Here is a 22,511-nt window from a genome sequence, read left to right as displayed (position 1 = left end):
GAGAGCGACTTATGATGCGGGCTGGAGATGTAGTGATCATTGCCTTGGTCGTTTCGTTTGGGACGGAGGCAGTGGCTGGAAATGCGGTCGGAGAAGTCTTGACCCAGTTTAACTACATGCCTGCCTTTGGCGTTGCTACGGCAACGGTCATGCTGGTAGCTCGAGCAGTTGGAGAGGATAATTGGAAAAGAGTCGCTAGTTTGAGCAAGCAAACCTTTTGGCTTTCTCTTTTTCTCATGTTGCCCTTGACCTTTAGTATCTATGCCTTAGGAGTACCACTGACTCATCTCTATACGACTGATCCTCTAGCGGTTGAGGCTAGTGTTCTAGTGACACTGTTTTCACTACTTGGAACCCCTATGACGACAGGAACAGTCATCTATACGGCAGTATGGCAGGGTTTGGGCAATGCTCGCCTTCCCTTTTATGCGACAAGCATAGGGATGTGGTGTATCCGCATTGGAACAGGATATCTGATGGGGCTTGTTCTTGGTTGGGGCTTGCCTGGTATTTGGGCCGGAACTCTTTTGGATAATGGTTTTCGTTGGTTATTTCTACGCTACCGTTACCAGCGTTATATGAGCTTGAAAGGATAGGAAATGCAAAAAACAGCTTTTATTTGGGATTTAGACGGGACTTTATTGGACTCTTACGAAGCGATTTTATCAGGGATTGAGGAGACTTTTGGTCAGTTTTCTATTCCTTATGATAAGGAGAAAGTGAGAGAGTTTATCCTCAAGTATTCGGTGCAGGATTTGCTTGTGCAGGTTGCTGAAGAGCGAAAGCTAGATGCGGAAGTGCTAAATCAGGTGCGTGCCCAGAGCCTGGCTGAAAAGAATGCTCAGGTAATTTTGATGCCAGGTGCGCGTGAAGTGTTAGCTTGGGCAGATCAAGTAGGGATTCGGAACTTTGTTTACACTCATAAGGGAGACAATGCTTTTACCATTCTCAGAGATTTGGGGTTGGAATCCTATTTTACAGCGATTTTAACCAGTCAAAGCGGCTTTGCGCGGAAGCCAAGTCCAGAAGCGGCTACCTATCTGTTAGACAAGTATCAGCTGAATCCTGATAACACCTATTATATAGGGGACCGGACTCTGGATGTGGAATTCGCTCAGAATAGTGGGATTCAAAGTATCAACTTTTTAGAGTCGACTTATGAAGGTAATTATAGAATTCAAGCACTAGCAGATATTCCTTATATTTTTGAATGAAAGTGACGATAAGATTGTGTCAGTTTTGTGACAGAGACCTAACAAACTATTTCAAGTAACCGAGTTTGTTACAAGGAATAGACAGTTCTGTTAAATAGGCCCGAGAGGGCTTTTTTTCTGCATTTTTTGTGTTATGATAGACAGGTACTCATTTGAAAGGAATTTGAAAGAATGAAGAAAAGAATATTATTAGCATCAACAGTAGCTTTGTCGTTTGCCCCAGTATTGGCAACTCAAGCAGAAGAAGTTCTTTGGACTGCCCGTAGTGTTGAACAAATCCAAAATGATTTGACTAAAACGGACAACAAAACAAGTTATACAGTACAGTATGGCGATACTTTAAGTACCATTGCAGAAGCCTTGGGTGTAGATGTCACAGTCCTTGCGAATTTGAATAAAATCACGAATATGGACTTGATTTTCCCAGAAACTGTTTTGACAACGACTGTTAATGAAGCAGAAGAAGTAACAGAAGTTGAAATCCAAACTCCTCAAGCAGATTCTAGTGAAGAAGTTACAACTGCGACAGCAGATTTGACAACCAATCAAGTGACCGTTGATAATCAAACTGTTCAGGTTGCAGATCCTTCTCAACCAATTGCAGAAGCTCCAAAAGCGGTAGAAACTACAAGCACAAAAGAAGTAGCATCAAATTCAGAAGTTGCAGAGACAGTGACTGCTGCAGAAGACGTGGCACCATCTACAGACTCTTCTACGTCAGCGGAGCAAACATTCGAAACAACCAGTCCAGTTGAAGAATCAGCTCCTCAGGCAACGACTCTAGCTGAGAAAGAGGAAACTCAAGCAAACCCACAAGCTGCTTCAACAGTGGAACCAATTACAACTCCAGTAGAAGAAAAAGCAACAGAAACAACTGCACCAAGTTCAGAAGAAGCAAAAGAAGAATCATCAAGTAGAGCATCATCAAGTGAAGATACACCAGCAGTTTCTACTTATCAACCGGAAGAGACAAAAACAGCTTCAACAACTTACGCGGCTCCAGCTGCACCCGATTATGCTGGACTTGCGGTAGCGAAATCTGAAAATGCAGGCCTTCAACCACAAACAGCTGCCTTTAAAGAAGAAATTGCTAACTTGTTTGGCATTACATCCTTTAGTGGTTACCGTCCAGGGGACAGTGGAGATCACGGAAAAGGTTTGGCTATCGACTTTATGGTACCAGAAAGTTCAGAACTAGGGGATAAGGTTGCGGAATACGCTATTCAAAACATGGCCAGCCGTGGAATTAGTTACATCATCTGGAAACAACGTTTCTATGCTCCATTCGATAGCAAATATGGGCCAGCTAATACTTGGAACCCAATGCCAGACCGCGGTAGTGTGACAGAAAACCACTATGACCACGTTCACGTTTCAATGAATGGATAAATCAGACTTTATAATATCATTTTGACGAATGAGATCTAGCTTTCGTTATAGAGAGCGATTCTCGTTCGTTTTTTTCTTTGTCATACTCTTCGAAAATCTCTTCAAACCACGTCAGTTTTATCTGCAACCTCAAAGCTGTGCTTTGAGCAACCTGCGGCTAGCTTCCTAGTTTTCTATTTGATTTTCATTGAGTATCAGAGACCAATCCTAGCCTCGCTAGTCCTTTTCATTCCAGAATAAGAGAAATATGTTATACTTGTGTTTAAGAACAGAATTTCATGGAATCGTTTGTAAGGAGTTAGGAATGAAAGTATTAGTGACAGGTTTTGAGCCCTTTGGAGGGGAAAAGGTCAATCCAGCCTTGGAGGCCATTAAAGGTTTACCAGCTGAAATCTATGGTGCTGAGGTTTGTTGGCTAGAAGTACCGACAGTCTTTCACAAATCGGCCCAAGTATTGGAAGAAGAGATGAACCGTTATCAACCTGACTTTATCCTTTGTATTGGCCAAGCAGGTGGAAGATCTAGTTTGACGCCAGAACGAGTGGCCATTAATCAAGATGATGCACGCATTCCTGATAATGAAGGCAATCAACCGATTGACCTTCCCATTCGCTCAGATGGTGCTTCGGCCTATTTTAGTAGTTTGCCGATTAAAGCGATGGTTCAAGCTATAAAAAAAGAGGGCTTGCCGGCCTCTGTTTCCAATACTGCAGGGACTTTTGTCTGCAATCATTTGATGTATCAGGTCCTTTATTTGGTCGAAAAGAAATTTCCACATGTTAAGGCAGGGTTTATGCATATTCCTTATATGATGGAACAGGTGGTGAATAGACCGACTACCCCAGCTATGAGTTTAGTGGATATTAGGCGAGGGATAGAAGCGGCAATCGGCGCCATGATAGAACATGGAGATCAGGACCTCAAGTTGGTAGGCGGAGAAACTCATTGATAGAAAAAAGCTTGAGGGAAAACCTTCAAGCTTTTGGACGTTTTCGAGCCAATACTGCTCGGTAGAAAATTATTTTATTGATTTGAATATAGGGTAGGAGTGAGAAACTAGCAATTCCAAAGGTAATCCAATTGAGGAAATACCAAGGAAGGAGTTGTAAGTCTAGGACAAAACGCTGAAACTTGTAACCTTTCATCAGGAAACGGCTGGTTTTAAGGATTTGTCCTGGTTTTGCTTGTCCCAAGTCTAGTGTGTCACAGAGGAGAAATTCTACCTGTGAATAGGCATAGTATTGTGGAATATAGAGACTATTTCCTATAATCATCAAGAAAATACTTGCTAGAACGTAAAGACCAAAGATCATGAGGAAGCGCTCGGTTTCAATTGACGAGAGATCCAGATTAGGAAACTCAGGGTGAAGGGCAACGAATTTCTTTGCTAAAAAGCTACTGTAAAAGAGGAAGTAAATCCCAAGTAAGCTAGGAATGCTCCATAAGAAGAGATAGAAACGTTTGAGAAGGAGAGTCAAAAAAGTTTGTGAAAAGTGCTCTTCATTAAAGAGTGCGAGACCATTTTTGACGGATAGTTCTGTATCAGGATTCTTGATGAGTTTCAGAGTTGTATAAACTGAACTGGTTAGAAGTATTGTTCCGATAAAGGAGACTAATAGTGGGAAAAGGTAGGCTTGGGATACATGACCAAACACGTTTAAAAAGGGTTGTTCTAAAACACTCTCGTTGATGCGCTCTAAGGGATTGAGGAAGCCAGACAAAATGACTAGCATGCTAGGTAAGAGATAGACGAGAAAGAGGCGGGGATTTTCAGCTTGAAATTGTCTAGCCTGCAGACGAATGTTTTTTAAATCAATTTTTGGGTATTTCATTCTCTCATTATACCATAGTTCTTATAGATAGTTCGTGACAGTTCCAGCTTTTTTTGATAAAATCATACAGTATGCCCTTGGGCACAAAGTATGAACTGGGACTGTCTTTCCCAGCTTCGGAGGTAAAAAATGTCAGATTCACCAATCAAATACCGTTTGATTAAGAAAGAAAAACACACAGGAGCTCGTCTGGGAGAAATCATCACTCCCCACGGTACCTTCCCGACACCTATGTTTATGCCAGTTGGGACACAAGCCACTGTCAAAACTCAGTCGCCAGAAGAATTGAAGGAAATGGGTTCAGGAATTATCCTGTCAAACACTTATCATCTCTGGCTGCGTCCTGGAGATGAACTCATTGCACGCGCAGGTGGTCTCCACAAGTTCATGAATTGGGACCAGCCTATCTTGACAGATAGTGGTGGTTTTCAGGTTTATTCCTTAGCAGATAGCCGTAATATCACAGAAGAAGGAGTAACCTTTAAAAACCATCTCAATGGTTCCAAGATGTTCCTATCGCCAGAAAAAGCCATTTCTATTCAGAATAATCTGGGCTCAGACATCATGATGTCTTTTGACGAATGTCCCCAGTTTTATCAGCCTTATGACTACGTTAAGAAATCGATCGAGCGTACCAGTCGTTGGGCTGAGCGTGGTTTGAAGGCTCATCGTCGTCCGCATGACCAAGGGTTGTTTGGAATTGTGCAAGGGGCAGGATTTGAAGACCTGCGTCGCCAATCGGCTCATGACCTTGTCAGCATGGACTTCCCAGGCTACTCTATTGGTGGTTTGGCGGTGGGAGAAACCCACGAAGAGATGAATGCGGTTTTGGACTTCACAACCCAATTGTTGCCTGAAAACAAACCTCGCTATTTGATGGGTGTGGGAGCGCCAGATAGCTTGATTGATGGGGTGATTCGTGGGGTGGATATGTTTGACTGTGTCTTGCCGACTCGTATCGCTCGTAACGGAACTTGTATGACCAGTCAAGGTCGTTTGGTTGTCAAAAATGCTCAGTTTGCTGAGGACTTTACGCCACTAGATCCTGAATGTGATTGCTACACATGTAAGAACTATACACGCGCCTACCTTCGTCACCTGCTCAAGGCTGATGAAACCTTCGGTATCCGCTTGACTAGCTACCATAACCTTTACTTCTTGCTTAACCTGATGAAGCAAGTACGACAAGCCATCATGGATGACAATCTCTTGGAATTCCGTGAGTATTTTGTTGAAAAATATGGCTATAATAAGTCAGGCCGTAATTTTTAAACTGGAATTGATATAAGCTAAAAATCCTAAGTTTTCTCTTGGGATTTTTCTTCTTTTTTTGATAGAATAAAGTGTATAATGAAAGGGAGAATAAACTCGTATGCGTATTAAATGGTTTTCCTTGATTAGGATTACAGGTTTACTTTTGGTACTCTTGTATCATTTCTTTCAGACGATCTTTCCTGGAGGATTTTTCGGGGTAGATGTCTTTTTCACATTTTCAGGCTTTCTGATTACGGCTCTACTTATCGAAGAATTTTCTAAAAATCATGAAATTGATTTGGTTGGATTTTTTAGGAGACGCTTTTATCGGATTGTGCCACCTGTGGTTTTGATGGTCTTGGTGACCATGCCCTTTACCTTTCTAGTTCGGCAAGATTATGTGGCTGGAATTGGGGGTCAGATTGCGGGTGTCTTAGGCTTCATGACCAACTTCTATGAAATCCTAACAGGTGGGAGTTATGAATCTCAGTTCATTCCTCATTTGTTTGTTCATAATTGGAGCTTGGCTGTTGAGGTTCACTACTATATCCTCTGGGGATTGGCAGTTTGGTTCTTATCTAAACAGTCCAGATCAAATGGTCAGTTGAGAGGAATGGTCTTTCTCTTATCTGCTGTTGCCTTCTTGATCAGCTTCTTCTCCATGTTTATTGGTAGTTTTCTAGTAACCTCTTATTCCTCTGTTTACTTCTCCAGTTTAACTCATGTCTATCCATTCTTTTTGGGAAGTGTGTTAGCAACTATCGTAGGCGTTCGTCAGACGACTTCCCTAGTTAAGCAATTGGATAAAATCTGGGATTTACGCAAGACCCTTTTAGTTTTTGGGGGAGGTTTTGGCTTCTTACTCATTTTGACCTTCTTTGTCAAATTTACCTATCTCTTTGCCTATCTTATGGGCTTCTTGCTTGCCAGCCTTGCAGCCATTGCTATGATTCTGGCGGCGCGTGTCTTACATGAAAAGACTCCTAATGTACAGGAGCCAAAGATTATTAGCTTTTTAGCGGATACTAGCTATGCGGTTTATCTTTTCCATTGGCCTTTCTATATTATTTTTTCACAGTTGACATCAAATCTTCTTGCTGTGTTATTAACTTTGATTTTTTCTTATGGATTCGCCAGCCTATCATTTTATGTGTTGGAACCTTGGATTGCAGGAAAGAACACACCTGTTTTACAAACCCTTCGTCCTCTTCCTCATATTCACACAATCCTTGCAGCAAGTACAGGAATCTTGGCCTTCATTGTCTTCTTAGTAACTCTGTTGGCACCACAAGTGGGAGCTTTTGAGACAGACTTAACTGTCAATGGCTTGAAGCAAGCTGCAACAAATATTAACCAGACCAAGGTAATGACAGAACGAGCAGAAGCTGATAGTTTAGGAATTGCTGATGGCACTATGTTAATTGGTGATTCGGTAGCACTAAGAGCTAATACAGCGTTGCAGACAGCCCTTCCAGGGGCACAGATTAATGCACAAGTCAGCAGAACAACCAAGACCGCCAACGAAATCATGCTCAACAATAGCCAGAATAAATTTCTACCAAAGATGGTGGTTATTGCAACAGGGGTAAATAATCCTGAAAATTATAAGGAAGATTGGGATAGTATCGTGAAAAATCTTCCTAAGGGGCACCATATGGTTTTAGTGACTCCTTATGAAGGAGATAAGACAAAAGAGACCTATGCAATCGTTGAGAAGGCGGCTGCCTATATGAGAGAATTGGCAGAGAAGACTCCTTACATCACGATAGCAGATTGGAATCAAGCTGCTAAGGAACATCCAGAAATTTGGACTGGGACAGACCAAGTCCATTTTGGAAGTGACAATAGTAAAATTGAAGCAGGAGCTAAATTGTATGCAGATACCATTGCTGCAGCCTTGCAAACAGCTCAAGACAAGCCGGTCAAATCAAAATAACTTGTATTAAAAAGAGAAGAGTTGGAGAAATCCAGCTCTTTTAAAATATCTCTAGAAAACAGGTCTATACCATTTACAAATGAATCAGAAAGGTTTATAATATAATTGACATAATAAATATCAAAAGTAATCTTTTAAGGAGGTCATTATTATGCCTAATTACGTTAAAGCGGATCAGTTTTTCTATCCATTTGGCATTCGTCGCGGTGGGTACTTAGAACTTGTTGATGGCAAATTTGGGAAACATGTGGATCAAATTCCTGAAGGAGCAGAGGTTCTTGACTATACTGGTTATAGCATTGCACCAGGTCTTGTGGATACTCATATTCATGGATATGCAGGTGTAGATGTGATGGACAACAACATTGAAGGTACATTGCATACTATGAGTGAAGGACTTCTTAGTACCGGTGTTACCAGTTTCTTGCCCACAACTTTAACAGCCACTTATGAGCAATTGCTTGCAGTCACTGAAAATCTTGGAAACCATTATAAAGAAGCAACAGGTGCTAAGATTCGTGGGATTTATTATGAAGGTCCATATTTCACAGAAACTTTTAAGGGGGCACAAAATCCAACTTATATGAGAGACCCGGGTGTTGAGGAGTTTCATTCTTGGCAGGATGCTGCAAAAGGGATGCTAAATAAAATCGCTATTGCACCAGAACGTGATGGAGTGGAAGATTTTGTACGTACTATTACAGGTGAAGGTGTGACAGTTGCACTTGGACACTCAGATGCGACATTTGAACAAGCTAAGAAGGCAGTTGATGCTGGAGCTAGTGTATGGGTACATGCCTATAATGGGATGCGTGGTTTAACACACCGCGAACTAGGTATGGTAGGAGCTATGTATGAGCTCCCACATACTTACGCAGAATTGATCTGTGATGGTTATCACGTAGATCCAAAAGCTTGTGAGATTTTACTTAAGCAAAAGGGGACAGAAAACATCGCTCTTATTACGGACTGTATGACAGCTGGTGGGCTTGAAGACGGTGACTATATGTTGGGAGAATTCCCTGTTGTAGTAGCAAATGGAACTGCACGTCTCAAATCTACTGGTAATTTGGCAGGTTCTATCCTCAAACTTAAAGATGGTATGAGAAATGTTGTCGAATGGGGAATTGCGAATCCGCATGAAGCGGTCATGATGGCCAGCCTTAACCCAGCTAAATCTGTTAATATTGACGATGTCTGTGGACAAATTCGTGAAGGTTATGATGCTGACTTTATCGTACTAGATAAAGATTTGGAATTGGTAGCAACCTATCTAGATGGCGTGAAACGTTATCAAGCATAAGAGAGAAAGCAGGAGTTAGATACTAGCTTCTGCTTTTTTATGCAGGGTACTTTACTGGTAAATAAAAAAGTTAAGAAAATCACAAAAAGACTTGAACAAGCAAATGAAAAGGCTTACAATTATATTATAAATAGTACAAATAAAAAAACGGAGGAAAGCTTTATGAAAGCCTATACTTATGTTAAACCAGGACTTGCTTCTTTTGTTGATGTAGACAAACCAGTTATTCGCAAGCCAACAGACGCTATTGTGCGTATCGTAAAAACTACTATTTGTGGAACAGACCTCCATATTATCAAAGGGGATGTTCCTGCTTGCCAAAGTGGTACCATTCTTGGTCACGAAGGGATTGGGATTGTTGAAGAAGTTGGAGAAGGAGTTTCGAATTTCAAAAAAGGCGACAAGGTCTTGATTTCTTGTGTCTGTGCCTGTGGTAAATGCTACTACTGTAAAAAAGGAATTTATGCCCATTGTGAAGACGAAGGGGGCTGGATTTTCGGTCACTTGATTGACGGTATGCAGGCTGAATATCTACGTGTCCCTCACGCAGATAACACTCTTTACCATACTCCAGAAGACTTGTCAGATGAAGCCTTGGTTATGCTATCAGACATTCTACCTACTGGATATGAAATTGGTGTCTTGAAAGGGAAAGTAGAACCTGGTTGCAGCGTAGCCATTATTGGTTCAGGTCCAGTTGGATTGGCTGCTCTTTTGACAGCTCAGTTCTACTCACCAGCCAAATTGATTATGGTGGACTTAGACGATAACCGCTTGAAAACTGCTGTATCATTTGGTGCGACTCACAAGGTTAATTCTTCAGACCCTGAAAAAGCCATTAAAGAAATTTATGATTTGACAGATGGTCGTGGTGTAGATGTTGCTATCGAAGCTGTTGGTATTCCTGCAACATTTGATTTCTGTCAAAAGATTATAGGTATAGACGGAACAGTTGCCAACTGTGGTGTACATGGTAAACCAGTCGAATTCGATTTGGACAAACTTTGGATTCGCAACATCAATGTAACAACTGGTTTGGTATCTACAAATACCACTCCACAATTGTTGAAAGCTCTTGAAAGTCATAAGATTGAACCAGAAAAATTGGTAACCCATTATTTCAAACTCAGTGAAATTGAAAAAGCTTATGAAGTCTTCAGTAAGGCAGCAGACCACCATGCCATTAAGGTCATTATCGAAAATGATATCTCAGAAGCTTAAGAAGTAAAAAGTTTTATCATATAAGTAAATAGAAATTCAGTCATCATCAGATGGCTGGATTTTTATCAAAAAAGTCAAGAAATGAGCATTTTACTTTCCTTGTTTGGCGGAATTGGTTATAATATACGGTACAAAGGAATGAATGAATATGTATCGTGTTATAGAAATGTACGGAGATTTTGAACCGTGGTGGTTCTTAGAAGGTTGGGAAGAAGATATTGTAGCGAGTAAGAAGTTTGACCAGTATTATGATGCTCTCAAATACTACAAGACTTGCTGGTTTCGATTGGAGCAAGAATCCCCTCTTTATAAAAGTAGAAGTGATTTGATGACCATTTTTTGGGATCCAGAAGACCAACGCTGGTGTGATGAATGTGACGAGTATTTACAACAATACCATTCTTTGGCTCTTTTACAAGATGAACAGGTTATTCCAGATGAAAAATTACGTCCAGGCTATGAAAAACAAACAGGTAAGGAAAGGCACCGTTCTTGCCGTATGAAATTAAAATAGAGAAAAAGTAACTTTTTTGGAGTTGCTTTTTTTATTTTCCCAAATCTTTGCGAATAGTATAGGTGAGGAGGTAAGTATGGTTCAAGAAATTGCACAAGAAATCATTCGTTCGGCTCGGAAAAAAGGGGCACAAGATATTTATTTTGTCCCCAAGTTAGACGCCTATGAGCTTCATATGAGGGTCGGAGACGAGCGCTGTAAAATCGGTTGTTATGATTTTGAAAAATTTGCGGCCGTCATCAGTCACTTTAAGTTTGTGGCGGGTATGAATGTTGGAGAAAAGCGACGTAGTCAACTTGGTTCCTGTGATTATGCCTATGACCAGAAGATGGCGTCCTTACGTCTATCTACTGTAGGTGATTATCGAGGGCAGGAGAGTTTAGTTATTCGCTTGTTGCATGATGAGGAGCAGGATTTGCATTTTTGGTTTCAGGATATTGAAGAATTGGGCAAGCAGTACAGGCAGCGGGGACTTTATCTTTTTGCTGGCCCAGTCGGAAGTGGAAAGACAACCCTGATGCATGAATTGGCCAAGTCTCTCTTTAAAGGACAGCAAGTCATGTCCATCGAAGATCCAGTTGAGATCAAGCAGGACGACATGCTCCAATTGCAGTTGAACGAAGCAATCGGGTTGACCTATGAAAATCTAATCAAACTTTCCTTGCGTCATCGACCAGATCTCTTGATTATCGGAGAAATTCGAGACAGCGAGACGGCGCGTGCAGTGGTCAGAGCTAGTCTGACAGGTGCGACAGTCTTTTCAACCATTCACGCCAAGAGTATTCGAGGTGTTTATGAGCGCCTGCTGGAGTTGGGTGTGAGTGAGGAGGAATTGGCAGTCGTTCTGCAAGGCGTCTGCTATCAGAGATTAATCGGGGGAGGAGGAATCGTTGACTTTGCAAACAAAGACTATCAAGAACACCAGCCAACTAGCTGGAATGAACAGATTGACCAGCTTCTTAAAGATGGACATATCACAAGTCTTCAGGCTGAAACGGAAAAAATTAGCTACAGCTAAGCAAAAAAATATCATCACCTTGTTTAACAATCTCTTTTCCAGCGGTTTTCATCTGGTGGAGACTATCTCCTTTTTAGATAGGAGTGCTTTGTTGGACAAGCAGTGTGTGACCCAGATGCGCACGGGCTTGTCTCAGGGGAAATCATTCTCAGAAATGATGGAAAGTTTGGGATTTTCAAGTGCCATTGTCACTCAGTTATCCCTAGCGGAAGTCCATGGAAATCTCCACCTGAGTTTGGGAAAGATAGAAGAATATCTAGACAATCTGGCCAAGGTCAAGAAAAAATTAATTGAAGTAGCGACCTATCCCTTGATCTTGCTGGGATTTCTTCTCTTAATCATGCTGGGGCTACGGAACTACCTACTACCACAACTGGATAGTAGTAATATTGCCACCCAAATTATCGGCAATCTGCCACAAATCTTTCTAGGAATGGTAGGGTTTGTTTCCATACTTGCCCTTTTAGCACTAACTTTTTATAAAAGAAGTTCTAAGATGCGCGTCTTTTCTATCTTAGCACGCCTTCCCTTTCTTGGAATCTTTGTGCAGACCTATTTGACAGCCTATTATGCGCGTGAATGGGGCAATATGATTTCACAGGGAATGGAGCTGACGCAGATTTTTCAAATCATGCAGGAACAAGGTTCCCAGCTCTTTAAAGAAATCGGTCGAGATTTGGCTCAAGCCCTACAAAATGGTCGGGAATTTTCTCAAACAATAGCAACCTATCCTTTCTTTAAAAAGGAGTTGAGTCTTATCATCGAGTATGGGGAAGTCAAGTCCAAGTTGGGGAGTGAGTTGGAAATCTATGCTGAAAAAACTTGGGAAACCTTTTTTACCCGAGTCAATCGTACCATGAATCTGGTGCAGCCATTGGTCTTTATCTTTGTGGCTCTGATTATCGTTTTACTTTATGCGGCAATGCTCATGCCCATGTATCAAAATATGGAGGTAAATTTTTAAAATGAAAAAACTGATGACATTCTTGAAAAAAGCGAAAGTGAAGGCTTTCACACTTGTGGAAATGTTGGTAGTCTTGCTCATCATCAGCGTGCTTCTATTACTCTTTGTACCTAATCTGACCAAGCAAAAAGAAGCAGTCAATGACAAAGGAAAAGCTGCTGTTGTTAAGGTGGTGGAAAGCCAGGCAGAACTTTATAGCTTAGATAAGAATGAAGAAGCTAGCCTAAGCAAGTTACAAGACGATGGGCGCATCACGGAAGAACAGGCTAAAGCTTATAATGAATACTATACTAAAAATGGAGGGGCAAATCGTAAAGTCAATGATTAAGGCCTTTACCATGCTGGAAAGTCTCTTGGTTTTGGGACTTGTGAGTATCCTTGCCTTAGGCTTATCCGGTTCTGTCCAATCCACTTTTGCGGCGGTAGAGGAACAGATTTTCTTTATGGAGTTTGAAGAACTTTATCGGGAAACTCAAAAACGCAGTGTAGCTAGTCAGCAAAAGACAAGTTTAAGCATAGACGGACAGACCATTAGCAATGGCAGTCAAAAGCTGACAGTTCCTAAAGGAATTCAGGCACCATCGGGACAAAGTATCACATTTGACCGAGCTGGGGGCAATTCGTCCTTGGATAAGGTTGAATTTCAGACCAGTAAAGGAGCGATTCGCTATCAATTATATCTAGGAAATGGAAAAATTAAACGCATTAAGGAAACAAAAAATTAGGGCAGTGATTTTACTGGAAGCAGTAGTCGCTTTAGCTATCTTTGCCAGTATTGCGACCCTCCTTTTGGGACAAATTCAAAAAAATAGGCAAGAAGAAGCAAGAATCTTGCAGAAAGAAGAAGTCTTGAGGGTAGCTAAGATGGCCCTGCAGACAGGTCAAAATCAGGTAAACATCAACGGAGTTGAGATTCAGGTGTTTTCTAGTGAAAAGGAATTGGAGGTCTACCATGGTTCAGAACAGTTGTTGGCTATCAAAGAGCCATAAGGTCAAGGCTTTTACCTTGTTAGAATCCCTGATTGCCCTCATTGTCATCAGTGGAAGCTTACTTCTCTTTCAAGCCATGAGTCAGCTCCTCATTTCAGAAGTTCGCTACCAGCAACAAAGCGAGCAAAAAGAGTGGCTCTTGTTTGTGGACCAGCTGGAGGCAGAATTAGACCGTTCGCAATTCGAAAAAGTGGAAGGCAATCGCCTCTATATGAAGCAAGATGGCAAGGATATTGCTATGGGTAAGTCCAAATCAGATGATTTTCGAAAAACTGATGCCAGTGGACGGGGTTATCAGCCCATGGTTTATGGACTCAAATCTGCACAGATTACAGAGGAGAATCAACTGGTTCGCTTTCGTTTTCAATTCCAAAAAGGCTTAGAAAGGGAGTTCATCTATCGTGTGGAAAAAGCAAAAAGTTAAGGCGGGTGTTCTCATCTATGCAGTCACTATAGCAGCCATCTTTAGTCTTTTGTTACAATTTTACTTGAACAGACAAGTCGCCCACTATCAAGACTATGCTTTGAATAAAGAAAAGCTGATTGCTTTTGCCATGGCCAAGCGAACTAAAGGTAAGGTTGAGCAAGAAAGTGGGGAACAGGCCTTTAATCTGGGTCAGGTGAGCTATCAAAATAAGAAAACAAGCTTGGTGACAAGGGTTCGTACACCTAAGAGCCAATATGAGTTCATCTTTCCTTCCGTCAAACTCAAAGAAGAGAAAACAGCTAAAAAGGAAAAGGTAGTGACTGATTCAAGTAATCAAGCAGAGAAGAAAAAATCAGAAGAGAAAGTTGAAAAGAAAGAGAATTCCTAGCCAATCAAGCTACTTTGTGCTAAACTAAAAATATGAAACATGATTTTAACCACAAAGCAGAAACTTTCGATTCCCCTAAAAATATCTTCCTTGCAAACTTGGTTTGTCAAGCAGTCAAGAAACAGATTGATTTTCTATCAGACAAAGAAATTTTGGATTTCGGCGGAGGGACGGGTCTATTAGCCTTGCCCCTAGCCAAGCAGGCTAAATCTGTCACTCTTGTAGACATTTCTGAGAAAATGCTGGAGCAGGCTCGTTTGAAAGCGGAGCAGCAAGACATCGAGAATATCCAGTTTTTGGAGCAAGATTTATTGGAAAATCCCTTGGAGCAAGAGTTTGATCTCATTGTCGTTAGTCGGGTTCTTCATCATATGCCTGATGTGGATGTGGCTCTCTCACTGTTTCATCAACATTTGAGGAAAGATGGACAACTCCTCATTGCTGATTTTACCAAGGCGGAAGCCAACCATCACGGCTTTGAATTGCCTGCATTGGAAAACAAGCTAATTGAGCATGGTTTTTCATCTGTGCATAGTCAGATTCTTTATAGTGCCGAGGACCTGTTTCAAGGAAATTACTCAGAACTCTTTTTTACAGTAGCCCCAAAATCACTCGCCTAGTCAGGGAGTGATTTTTCTATAAGGATGGAAAAAAGAAGGGAAATTTGATAAGATAGGAATATGGATTTTGAAAAAATTGAACAAGCTTATACGTATTTACTAGAGAATGTCCAAGTCATCCAAAGTGATTTGGCGACCAATTTTTATGACGCCTTGGTGGAGCAAAACAGCATCTATTTGGATGGTGAGACTGAGTTAGAGCAGGTCAAAGGGAATAATCAAGCTCTTAAGCGTTTAGCGCTTCGCAAAGAAGAATGGCTCAAGACCTACCAGTTTCTCTTGATGAAGGCTGGGCAGACAGAACCCCTACAGGCCAATCACCAGTTTACACCAGATGCCATTGCTTTACTTTTGGTGTTTATTGTGGAAGAGTTGTTTAAAGAGGAGGAAATTACTATCCTCGAAATGGGTTCTGGGATGGGAATTCTAGGCGCTACTTTCTTGACTTCGCTTGATAAAAAGGTGGATTATTTGGGAATGGAAGTGGATGATTTGCTGATTGATTTGGCAGCAAGCATGGCAGATGTGATTGGTTTGCAGGCTGGCTTTGTCCAAGGAGATGCCGTTCGTCCACAAATGCTCAAAGAAAGTGATGTGGTCATCAGCGACTTGCCTGTTGGCTATTATCCTGATGACGCCGTTGCGTCGCGTCATCAAGTTGCTTCTAGCCAAGAACATACTTACGCCCATCACTTGCTCATGGAACAAGGACTTAAGTATCTCAAGTCAGATGGATACGCTATTTTTCTCGCTCCGAGTGATTTGTTGACCAGCCCTCAAAGTGACTTGTTGAAAGGCTGGTTGAAAGAGGAGGCAAGTTTGACTGCCATGATTAGTTTGCCTGAAAATCTCTTTGCTAATGCTAAACAATCTAAGACTATTTTTATCCTACAGAAGAAAAATGAAATAGCAGTAGAGCCTTTTGTTTATCCACTTGCTAGCTTGCAAGATGCAAGTGTTTTAATGAAATTTAAAGAAAATTTTCAAAAATGGACTCAAGGTACTGAAATATAAAATAGATTTTGTTATAATAGATGAAAACGCTTAAAAAGGGGTATCATGTTATGACAAAAACAATTGCAATCAATGCAGGAAGTTCAAGTTTGAAATGGCAATTATACTTAATGCCAGAAGAAAAAGTATTGGCGAAAGGTTTGATTGAACGTATCGGTTTGAAAGATTCAATTTCAACTGTAAAATTTGATGGCCGTTCTGAACAACAAATTTTGGATATCGAAAATCATACACAAGCTGTTAAAATTTTATTGGATGACTTGATTCGTTTCGATATTATCAAGGCTTATGACGAGATTACAGGTGTTGGACACCGTGTTGTTGCCGGTGGAGAATATTTCAAAGAATCAACAGTCGTTGAGGGAGATGTTTTAGAAAAAGTTGAAGAGTTGAGCTTGTTGGCTCCTCTCCACAATCCAGCCAATGCAGCAGGTGTTCGTGCCTTCAAGGAATTGTTGCCAGACATTACCAGTGTAGTTGTTTTTGATACTTCATTCCACACAACTATGCCAGAGAAAGCTTATCGCTACCCTCTACCAACAAAATATTACACAGAAAACAAGGTTCGTAAATACGGTGCCCACGGTACAAGTCACCAGTTTGTAGCAGGAGAAGCTGCAAAACTTTTGGGACGTCCATTAGAAGACTTGAAATTGATTACTTGCCACATCGGTAATGGAGCTTCTATTACAGCTGTTAAGGGTGGTCAATCTGTCGATACTTCAATGGGATTCACTCCACTTGGTGGTGTGATGATGGGAACACGTACAGGAGATATTGACCCAGCTATCATTCCTTACTTAATGCAATATACAGAGGACTTTAATACTCCTGAAGACATTAGTCACGTTCTTAATCGTGAATCAGGACTGATGGGAGTTTCAGGTAAATCTAGTGATATGCGTGATGTGATTGCTGCTATGGAAGAAGGGGACCACGATGCCACTTTGGCTTATGAAATGTATGTTGACCGTATCCAAAAACATATCGGTCAATACCTTGCAGTCTTAAATGGAGCAGATGCTATTATCTTTACAGCAGGTATCGGTGAAAATGCTGCAAACGTACGTGAAGATGTTATTTCAGGTATCTCTTGGTTCGGCTGTGATGTTGATCCAGAAAAGAACGTCTTTGGTGTGACAGGAGACATCTCAACAGAGGCAGCGAAAATCCGTGTCTTGGTTATTCCAACAGATGAAGAATTGGTCATTGCCCGTGACGTTGAACGCTTGAAAAAATAACTAAAATCAGAAAAAATATTCAGTACAAGGAGTTGGAAAAGAGATTTTTCCAGCTTCTTTTTCTGATGGAAATGTCCAAAACCTTGCTATGATTGGCTTTTTTGAAAAATATGGTATAATAGTAGTAATTTAATAGATGGAGTTGAGTTTTGAAGAAAAACTTTCGTGTAAAAAGAGAGAAAGATTTTAAGGCGATTTTCAAGGAGGGGACAAGTTTTGCCAATCGCAAATTTGTTGTCTACCAATTAGAAAATCAGAAAAACCATTTTCGAGTAGGTCTATCAGTTAGCAAAAAACTGGGGAATGCCGTCACTAGAAATCAAATCAAGCGACGAATTAGACATATTATCCAGAATGCTAAAGGGAGTCTGGTAGAAGATGTCGACTTTGTTGTCATTGCTCGAAAAGGGGTCGAAACCTTGGGATACGCAGAGATGGAGAAAAATCTACTCCACGTATTAAAATTATCAAAGATTTACCAGGAAGGAAATGGGAGTGAAAAAGAAACTACAGTTGACTAGTTTGCTAGGACTGTCCCTATTGATCATGACAGCCTGTGCAACAAATGGGACAACTAGCGATATTACAGCCGAATCGGCTGATTTTTGGAGTAAATTTGTTTACTTCTTTGCGGAAATTATTCGCTTTTTATCGTTTGATATCAGTATCGGAGTGGGGATTATTCTCTTTACGGTCTTGATTCGTACACTGCTTTTGCCAGTCTTTCAAGTGCAAATGGTGGCTTCCAGAAAAATGCAGGAAGCTCAACCACGCATTAAGGCGCTTCGAGAACAATATCCAGGTCGAGATATGGAAAGCAGAACCAAGCTAGAGCAAGAAATGCGTAAAGTCTTTAAAGAAATGGGTGTCAGACAGTCAGATTCTCTTTGGCCGATTTTGATTCAGATGCCGGTTATCTTGGCCTTGTTCCAAGCTCTATCAAGAGTTGACTTTTTAAAGACAGGTCATTTCTTATGGATTAACCTTGGTGGTGTGGATACAACCCTTGTTCTTCCTGTTTTAGCAGCAGTATTTACCTTTTTAAGTACTTGGTTGTCTAACAAAGCTTTGTCTGAGCGTAATGGCGCTACGACTGCGATGATGTATGGGATTCCAGTCTTGATTTTTATCTTTGCAGTTTATGCACCAGGTGGAGTCGCCCTATACTGGACAGTGTCTAATGCTTATCAAGTCTTGCAAACCTATTTCTTGAACAATCCATTCAAGATTATTGCAGAGCGCGAGGCTGTAGTACAGGCACAGAAAGATTTGGAAAATAGAAAAAGAAAAGCCAAGAAAAAGGCTCAGAAAACGAAATAATAAGGAGGAATCTGGTAATGGTAGTATTTACAGGTTCAACTGTTGAGGAAGCAATCCAGAAAGGATTGAAAGAATTAGATATTCCAAGAATGAAGGCTCACATCAAAGTCATTTCTCGTGAAAAAAATGGATTTTTTGGTTTATTTGGTAAAAAACCAGCCCAGGTTGACATTGAAGCCATTAGTGAAACAACTGTCATTAAGGCAAATCAACAAGCTGTTAAGGGTGTTCCTAAAGAAATCAATGAACAAAATGAACCAGTTAAGACAGTCAGTGAAGCAACCGTTGATTTGGGTCATGTTGTAGAAGCAATTAAAAAGATTGAAGAAGAAGGTCAAGGGGTTTCTGATGAAGTCAAGGCTGAAATATTGAAAAATGAAAAACATGCTAGCACTATTTTGGAAGAAACTGGGCATATTGAGATTTTAAATGAATTACAGCTTGAAGAAGCTGGCCTCGAAGAAGTAGAAATTCCCACTGTTGAGAGTCAAGTTGAACAAACTGAAAGTCAAGAATTAGAAGACTTGGGCTTAAAGGTTGAACCGAGCTTTGATATTGAACAAGTAGCTATGGAAGTAACGACTTATGTTCAAACGATTATTGATGACATGGACGTTGAGGCGACGATTTCAAATGACTATAACCGTCGTAGTATTAATCTGCAAATTGATACCAATGAGCCAGGTCGTATTATCGGTTATCATGGCAAAGTTTTGAAGGCCTTGCAACTATTGGCTCAAAATTATCTTTACAACCGCTATTCAAGAACCTTCTATATTACAATCAATGTCAATGATTATGTTGAACACCGTGCAGAAGTCTTGCAGACTTATGCGCAAAAATTGGCGACTCGTGTTTTAGAAGAAGGTCGCAGCCGACAAACAGATCCAATGTCAAATAGCGAACGCAAGATTATCCATCGCATTATTTCACGCATGGATGGCGTGACGAGTTATTCTGAGGGTGACGAGCCAAATCGCTATGTTGTCGTAGATGCAGAATAAGCAAAGCAAAATCAGGTTAATCCTGATTTTTTGCTAGCTAGAGGAGATTAAACTAATGTTGAATAAGATAAGAGACTATCTAGACTTTGCTGGTTTACAGTACCGTAATCCTGATAAAGCGGGAGAAGAACGAGAGAAAATGATGGCATTTCGCCACAAAGGTCAAGAGGCCAGAAAGGCTTTTACAGAGCTAGCCAAAGCCTTTCAAGCAAGCCATCCAGAATGGCAACTCCAACAAACTAGTCAGTGGATGAATCAAGCGCAGCGTTTGCGACCACATTTCTGGGTCTATCTACAGAGAGACGGACAAGTGACAGAGCCTATGTTGGCTCTTCGTTTGTATGGAGTACCCTCTGATTTTGGTGTCTCACTAGAAGTTAGTTTTATCGAGCGCAAGAAAGATGAGCAAACTTTAGGCAAGCAGGCCAAGGTTTTAGAGGTTCCAGCGGTAGAAGGGATTTATTATCTATCCTACTCAGATGGGGAAAGTCAACGGTGGGAGGCGAACGAAGAAAATCGTCAAATCTTAGTCGAGAAGGTAGGCAGTCAGGAAATCCGAAAAGTGTTAGTTAAGGCAGATGTTTCTTTTATAGAAACCCAATCATTAGAAATGATTTTAGGAAAATTAGAAGAAGCTTATGAACGCTTACTTCCCTACTATCAGGCGACCAGAGAATAGAAAATAGATGACTTATATAGCGTCGAATTGTTTAATTGCTATTCTATCTATTTTTTCATATAATAGTAAAATAGAATGTGTGATTCAGTAATCACCTCAAATAGAAAGGAAATTCTATGTCAAATCTATCTGTTAATGCAATTCGTTTCCTAGGTATTGACGCCATCAACAAAGCCAACTCAGGTCACCCAGGTGTGGTTATGGGAGCAGCTCCGATGGCTTACAGCCTCTTTACAAAACAACTTCGTATCAATCCAGCTCAACCAAACTGGATTAACCGCGACCGCTTTATTCTTTCAGCAGGTCATGGTTCAATGCTCCTTTATGCCCTTCTTCACCTTTCTGGTTTTGAAGATGTTAGCATGGATGAGATTAAGAGCTTCCGTCAATGGGGTTCAAAAACACCAGGTCACCCAGAATTTGGCCATACAGCAGGGATTGATGCTACGACAGGTCCTCTAGGGCAAGGAATTTCAACTGCTACTGGTTTTGCCCAAGCAGAACGTTTCTTGGCAGCCAAATATAACCGCGAAGGCTACAATATCTTTGACCACTATACTTACGTTATCTGTGGAGACGGAGACTTGATGGAAGGTGTCTCAAGCGAGGCGGCTTCATACGCAGGTTTGCAAAAACTGGACAAGTTGGTTGTTCTTTATGATTCAAATGACATCAACTTGGATGGTGAGACAAAAGATTCCTTTACAGAAAGTGTTCGTGACCGTTACAATGCCTACGGTTGGCATACTGCCTTGGTTGAAGACGGAACAGACTTGGAAGATATCCATGCTGCTATCGAAACAGCTAAAGCTTCAGGTAAGCCATCTTTGATTGAAGTGAAGACTGTTATTGGATACGGTTCTCCAAACAAACAGGGAACTAATGCCGTACACGGTGCTCCTCTTGGAGCAGATGAAACTGCAGCAACTCGTCAAGCTCTTGGTTGGGACTACGAACCATTTGAAATTCCAGAACAAGTTTATGCTGATTTCAAAGAAAATGTTGCAGACCGTGGTGCATCAGCTTATGAAGCATGGGCAAAACTAGTCGCAGATTACAAAGAAGCGCATCCAGAATTGGCTGCAGAATTGGAAGCAATTATCGAAGGGCGCGATCCAGTTGAAGTGACTCCAGCAGACTTCCCAGCCTTAGAAAATGGCTTCTCTCAAGCAACTCGTAACTCGAGTCAGGATGCTTTGAACGTTGTGGCAGCTAAGTTACCAACCTTCTTAGGTGGATCAGCTGACCTAGCTCACTCAAACATGACTTATATCAAGACTGATGGACTTCAAGATGATACCAATCGCTTGAACCGTAACATTCAGTTTGGTGTTCGTGAATTTGCCATGGGAACTATCTTGAACGGGATGGCCCTTCACGGTGGACTTCGTGTATACGGTGGAACTTTCTTCGTCTTCTCTGACTATGTGAAGGCAGCTGTTCGCTTGTCAGCCTTACAAGGACTTCCTGTGACTTATGTCTTTACCCACGATTCTATTGCGGTTGGGGAAGACGGTCCGACTCACGAACCAGTTGAGCATTTAGCAGGTCTTCGTGCCATGCCAAATCTGAATGTTTTCCGTCCAGCAGATGCGCGTGAAACGCAAGCAGCTTGGTACCTTGCAGTGACAAGCGAAAAAACACCAACTGCCCTTGTCTTGACACGTCAAAACTTGACTGTTGAAGAAGGAACAGACTTCGACAAGGTTGCAAAAGGTGCCTATGTTGTCTATGAAAATGCAGCAGACTTTGATACCATCTTGATTGCGACAGGTTCAGAGGTTAATCTTGCTGTCTCAGCTGCCAAAGAATTGGCTAGTCAAGGTGCAAAAGTCCGCGTAGTCAGCATGCCATCTACAGATGTCTTTGATAAACAAGATGCAGCTTACAAGGAAGAAATCCTTCCAAATGCAGTTCGCCGTCGTGTTGCAGTCGAAATGGGTGCAAGTCAAAACTGGTACAAATATGTTGGACTAGATGGTGCTGTTCTTGGTATTGATACCTTCGGAGCCTCTGCCCCAGCACCAAAAGTATTGGCAGAATATGGCTTTACTGTAGAAAATCTAGTAAAAGTCGTTCAAAACTTGAAATAATCCTAAAAATCAGGGCGCAAGCTCTGATTTTTCTTACTAGAAAAGCAAGGTACAATCTTGTAAAAGTAGCTGAAATTTGATATAGTAGTC

25 protein-coding genes are annotated in these 22,511 nt (G+C 41.2%); 24 read left to right on the top strand and 1 reads right to left on the bottom strand.

The window, feature by feature from the left end; all coding sequences use genetic code 11:
- The 4 genes from RYK12_RS08135 to pcp form a co-directional block, all read left to right on the top strand.
- A partial coding sequence (locus tag RYK12_RS08135; RefSeq protein WP_314848370.1) for an MATE family efflux transporter occupies positions 1-596 on the top strand: 596 nt, incomplete at its 5' end.
- Between the two features lie 3 nt (positions 597-599).
- Positions 600-1,214 carry an HAD family hydrolase gene (locus RYK12_RS08130; RefSeq protein WP_247928119.1) on the top strand — a complete coding sequence of 205 codons (615 nt, stop codon included), beginning with the start codon at positions 600-602 and terminating at the stop codon, positions 1,212-1,214.
- 171 nt (positions 1,215-1,385) lie between these two features.
- On the top strand, positions 1,386-2,603 hold the full coding sequence (locus tag RYK12_RS08125) for a LysM peptidoglycan-binding domain-containing protein (protein ID WP_314848368.1): 1,218 nt from the start codon (positions 1,386-1,388) through the stop codon (positions 2,601-2,603).
- Positions 2,604-2,907: 304 nt separating this feature from the next.
- Entirely contained in the window at positions 2,908-3,552 is a 645-nt protein-coding gene (gene pcp / locus RYK12_RS08120) for a pyroglutamyl-peptidase I (protein ID WP_314848366.1), read from the top strand.
- Positions 3,553-3,577: 25 nt separating this feature from the next.
- Here the strand turns inward: pcp and RYK12_RS08115 are convergent, their stop codons facing one another.
- Positions 3,578-4,435 carry a DUF975 family protein gene (locus RYK12_RS08115; RefSeq protein ID WP_314848364.1) on the bottom strand — a complete coding sequence of 286 codons (858 nt, stop codon included), beginning with the start codon at positions 4,433-4,435 and terminating at the stop codon, positions 3,578-3,580.
- Between the two features lie 129 nt (positions 4,436-4,564).
- Here RYK12_RS08115 and tgt point away from each other — a divergent pair, with 129 nt between their 5' ends.
- The 20 genes from tgt to tkt all read left to right on the top strand — a co-directional run bounded on the left by tgt (position 4,565) and on the right by tkt (position 22,421).
- Positions 4,565-5,707: a tRNA guanosine(34) transglycosylase Tgt gene (tgt, locus tag RYK12_RS08110; RefSeq protein WP_001285237.1), complete on the top strand. Its 1,143-nt coding sequence runs from the start codon at positions 4,565-4,567 to the stop codon at positions 5,705-5,707.
- A gap of 100 nt (positions 5,708-5,807) precedes the next feature.
- Positions 5,808-7,625 carry an acyltransferase family protein gene (locus RYK12_RS08105; RefSeq protein ID WP_314848363.1) on the top strand — a complete coding sequence of 606 codons (1,818 nt, stop codon included), beginning with the start codon at positions 5,808-5,810 and terminating at the stop codon, positions 7,623-7,625.
- Positions 7,626-7,776: 151 nt separating this feature from the next.
- Positions 7,777-8,928 (top strand): N-acetylglucosamine-6-phosphate deacetylase, encoded by a 1,152-nt coding sequence (gene nagA, locus RYK12_RS08100; RefSeq protein ID WP_001134550.1) that lies wholly within the window; start codon positions 7,777-7,779, stop codon positions 8,926-8,928.
- A 162-nt stretch (positions 8,929-9,090) separates the two neighbouring features.
- Complete coding sequence (locus RYK12_RS08095; protein ID WP_084923226.1) at positions 9,091-10,149, top strand: zinc-dependent alcohol dehydrogenase family protein; 1,059 nt, start codon at positions 9,091-9,093, stop codon at positions 10,147-10,149.
- A gap of 148 nt (positions 10,150-10,297) precedes the next feature.
- Complete coding sequence (locus tag RYK12_RS08090) at positions 10,298-10,663, top strand: DUF1033 family protein (protein WP_000286405.1); 366 nt, start codon at positions 10,298-10,300, stop codon at positions 10,661-10,663.
- Between the two features lie 76 nt (positions 10,664-10,739).
- The gene (gene comGA, locus RYK12_RS08085) at positions 10,740-11,681 is read left to right on the top strand and encodes a competence type IV pilus ATPase ComGA (protein ID WP_314848361.1); all 942 of its coding nucleotides are present in this window, start codon (positions 10,740-10,742) and stop codon (positions 11,679-11,681) included.
- Complete coding sequence (gene comGB, locus RYK12_RS08080) at positions 11,629-12,645, top strand: competence type IV pilus assembly protein ComGB (protein WP_314848373.1); 1,017 nt, start codon at positions 11,629-11,631, stop codon at positions 12,643-12,645. The genes comGA and comGB overlap by 53 nt, the downstream gene beginning before the upstream one ends.
- Position 12,646: 1 nt before the next feature.
- A complete protein-coding gene (gene comGC, locus RYK12_RS08075) occupies positions 12,647-12,973 on the top strand; it encodes a competence type IV pilus major pilin ComGC (RefSeq protein WP_314848359.1) in 327 nt (108 codons plus the stop codon).
- Positions 12,966-13,370, top strand: coding sequence for a competence type IV pilus minor pilin ComGD (comGD, locus tag RYK12_RS08070; protein ID WP_314848372.1), 405 nt, complete (start codon positions 12,966-12,968; stop codon positions 13,368-13,370). Before comGC ends, comGD begins: the two co-directional genes overlap by 8 nt.
- Positions 13,333-13,635 carry a competence type IV pilus minor pilin ComGE gene (comGE, locus tag RYK12_RS08065; RefSeq protein WP_314848356.1) on the top strand — a complete coding sequence of 101 codons (303 nt, stop codon included), beginning with the start codon at positions 13,333-13,335 and terminating at the stop codon, positions 13,633-13,635. Before comGD ends, comGE begins: the two co-directional genes overlap by 38 nt.
- A complete protein-coding gene (gene comGF, locus RYK12_RS08060) occupies positions 13,598-14,059 on the top strand; it encodes a competence type IV pilus minor pilin ComGF (RefSeq protein ID WP_261016402.1) in 462 nt (153 codons plus the stop codon). The genes comGE and comGF overlap by 38 nt, the downstream gene beginning before the upstream one ends.
- Positions 14,037-14,450, top strand: a complete 414-nt coding sequence (comGG, locus tag RYK12_RS08055; RefSeq protein ID WP_000265640.1) for a competence type IV pilus minor pilin ComGG — start codon at positions 14,037-14,039, stop codon at positions 14,448-14,450. The genes comGF and comGG overlap by 23 nt, the downstream gene beginning before the upstream one ends.
- Before the next feature lie 32 nt (positions 14,451-14,482).
- Positions 14,483-15,070, top strand: coding sequence for a class I SAM-dependent methyltransferase (locus RYK12_RS08050; protein WP_261016401.1), 588 nt, complete (start codon positions 14,483-14,485; stop codon positions 15,068-15,070).
- 60 nt (positions 15,071-15,130) lie between these two features.
- Positions 15,131-16,084, top strand: a complete 954-nt coding sequence (locus RYK12_RS08045; protein WP_314848353.1) for a class I SAM-dependent methyltransferase — start codon at positions 15,131-15,133, stop codon at positions 16,082-16,084.
- 50 nt (positions 16,085-16,134) lie between these two features.
- Positions 16,135-17,325: an acetate kinase gene (locus RYK12_RS08040; RefSeq protein ID WP_033681099.1), complete on the top strand. Its 1,191-nt coding sequence runs from the start codon at positions 16,135-16,137 to the stop codon at positions 17,323-17,325.
- 149 nt (positions 17,326-17,474) lie between these two features.
- Positions 17,475-17,846, top strand: a complete 372-nt coding sequence (rnpA, locus tag RYK12_RS08035) for a ribonuclease P protein component (RefSeq protein ID WP_000739245.1) — start codon at positions 17,475-17,477, stop codon at positions 17,844-17,846.
- On the top strand, positions 17,821-18,645 hold the full coding sequence (locus tag RYK12_RS08030; RefSeq protein WP_261016397.1) for a membrane protein insertase YidC: 825 nt from the start codon (positions 17,821-17,823) through the stop codon (positions 18,643-18,645). Before rnpA ends, RYK12_RS08030 begins: the two co-directional genes overlap by 26 nt.
- 17 nt (positions 18,646-18,662) lie before the next feature.
- Entirely contained in the window at positions 18,663-19,649 is a 987-nt protein-coding gene (jag, locus tag RYK12_RS08025; protein WP_261016396.1) for an RNA-binding cell elongation regulator Jag/EloR, read from the top strand.
- 55 nt (positions 19,650-19,704) lie between these two features.
- Positions 19,705-20,328 (top strand): HI_0552 family protein, encoded by a 624-nt coding sequence (locus RYK12_RS08020; RefSeq protein WP_314848349.1) that lies wholly within the window; start codon positions 19,705-19,707, stop codon positions 20,326-20,328.
- A 116-nt stretch (positions 20,329-20,444) separates the two neighbouring features.
- Positions 20,445-22,421: a transketolase gene (gene tkt, locus RYK12_RS08015; protein ID WP_314848347.1), complete on the top strand. Its 1,977-nt coding sequence runs from the start codon at positions 20,445-20,447 to the stop codon at positions 22,419-22,421.
- The last annotated feature ends 90 nt before the right edge of the window (positions 22,422-22,511 follow it).

The organism is uncultured Streptococcus sp. (genome assembly GCF_963518475.1).
Lineage (GTDB): Bacteria > Bacillota > Bacilli > Lactobacillales > Streptococcaceae > Streptococcus.
This window is presented reverse-complemented; position numbering and strand designations above follow the sequence as displayed.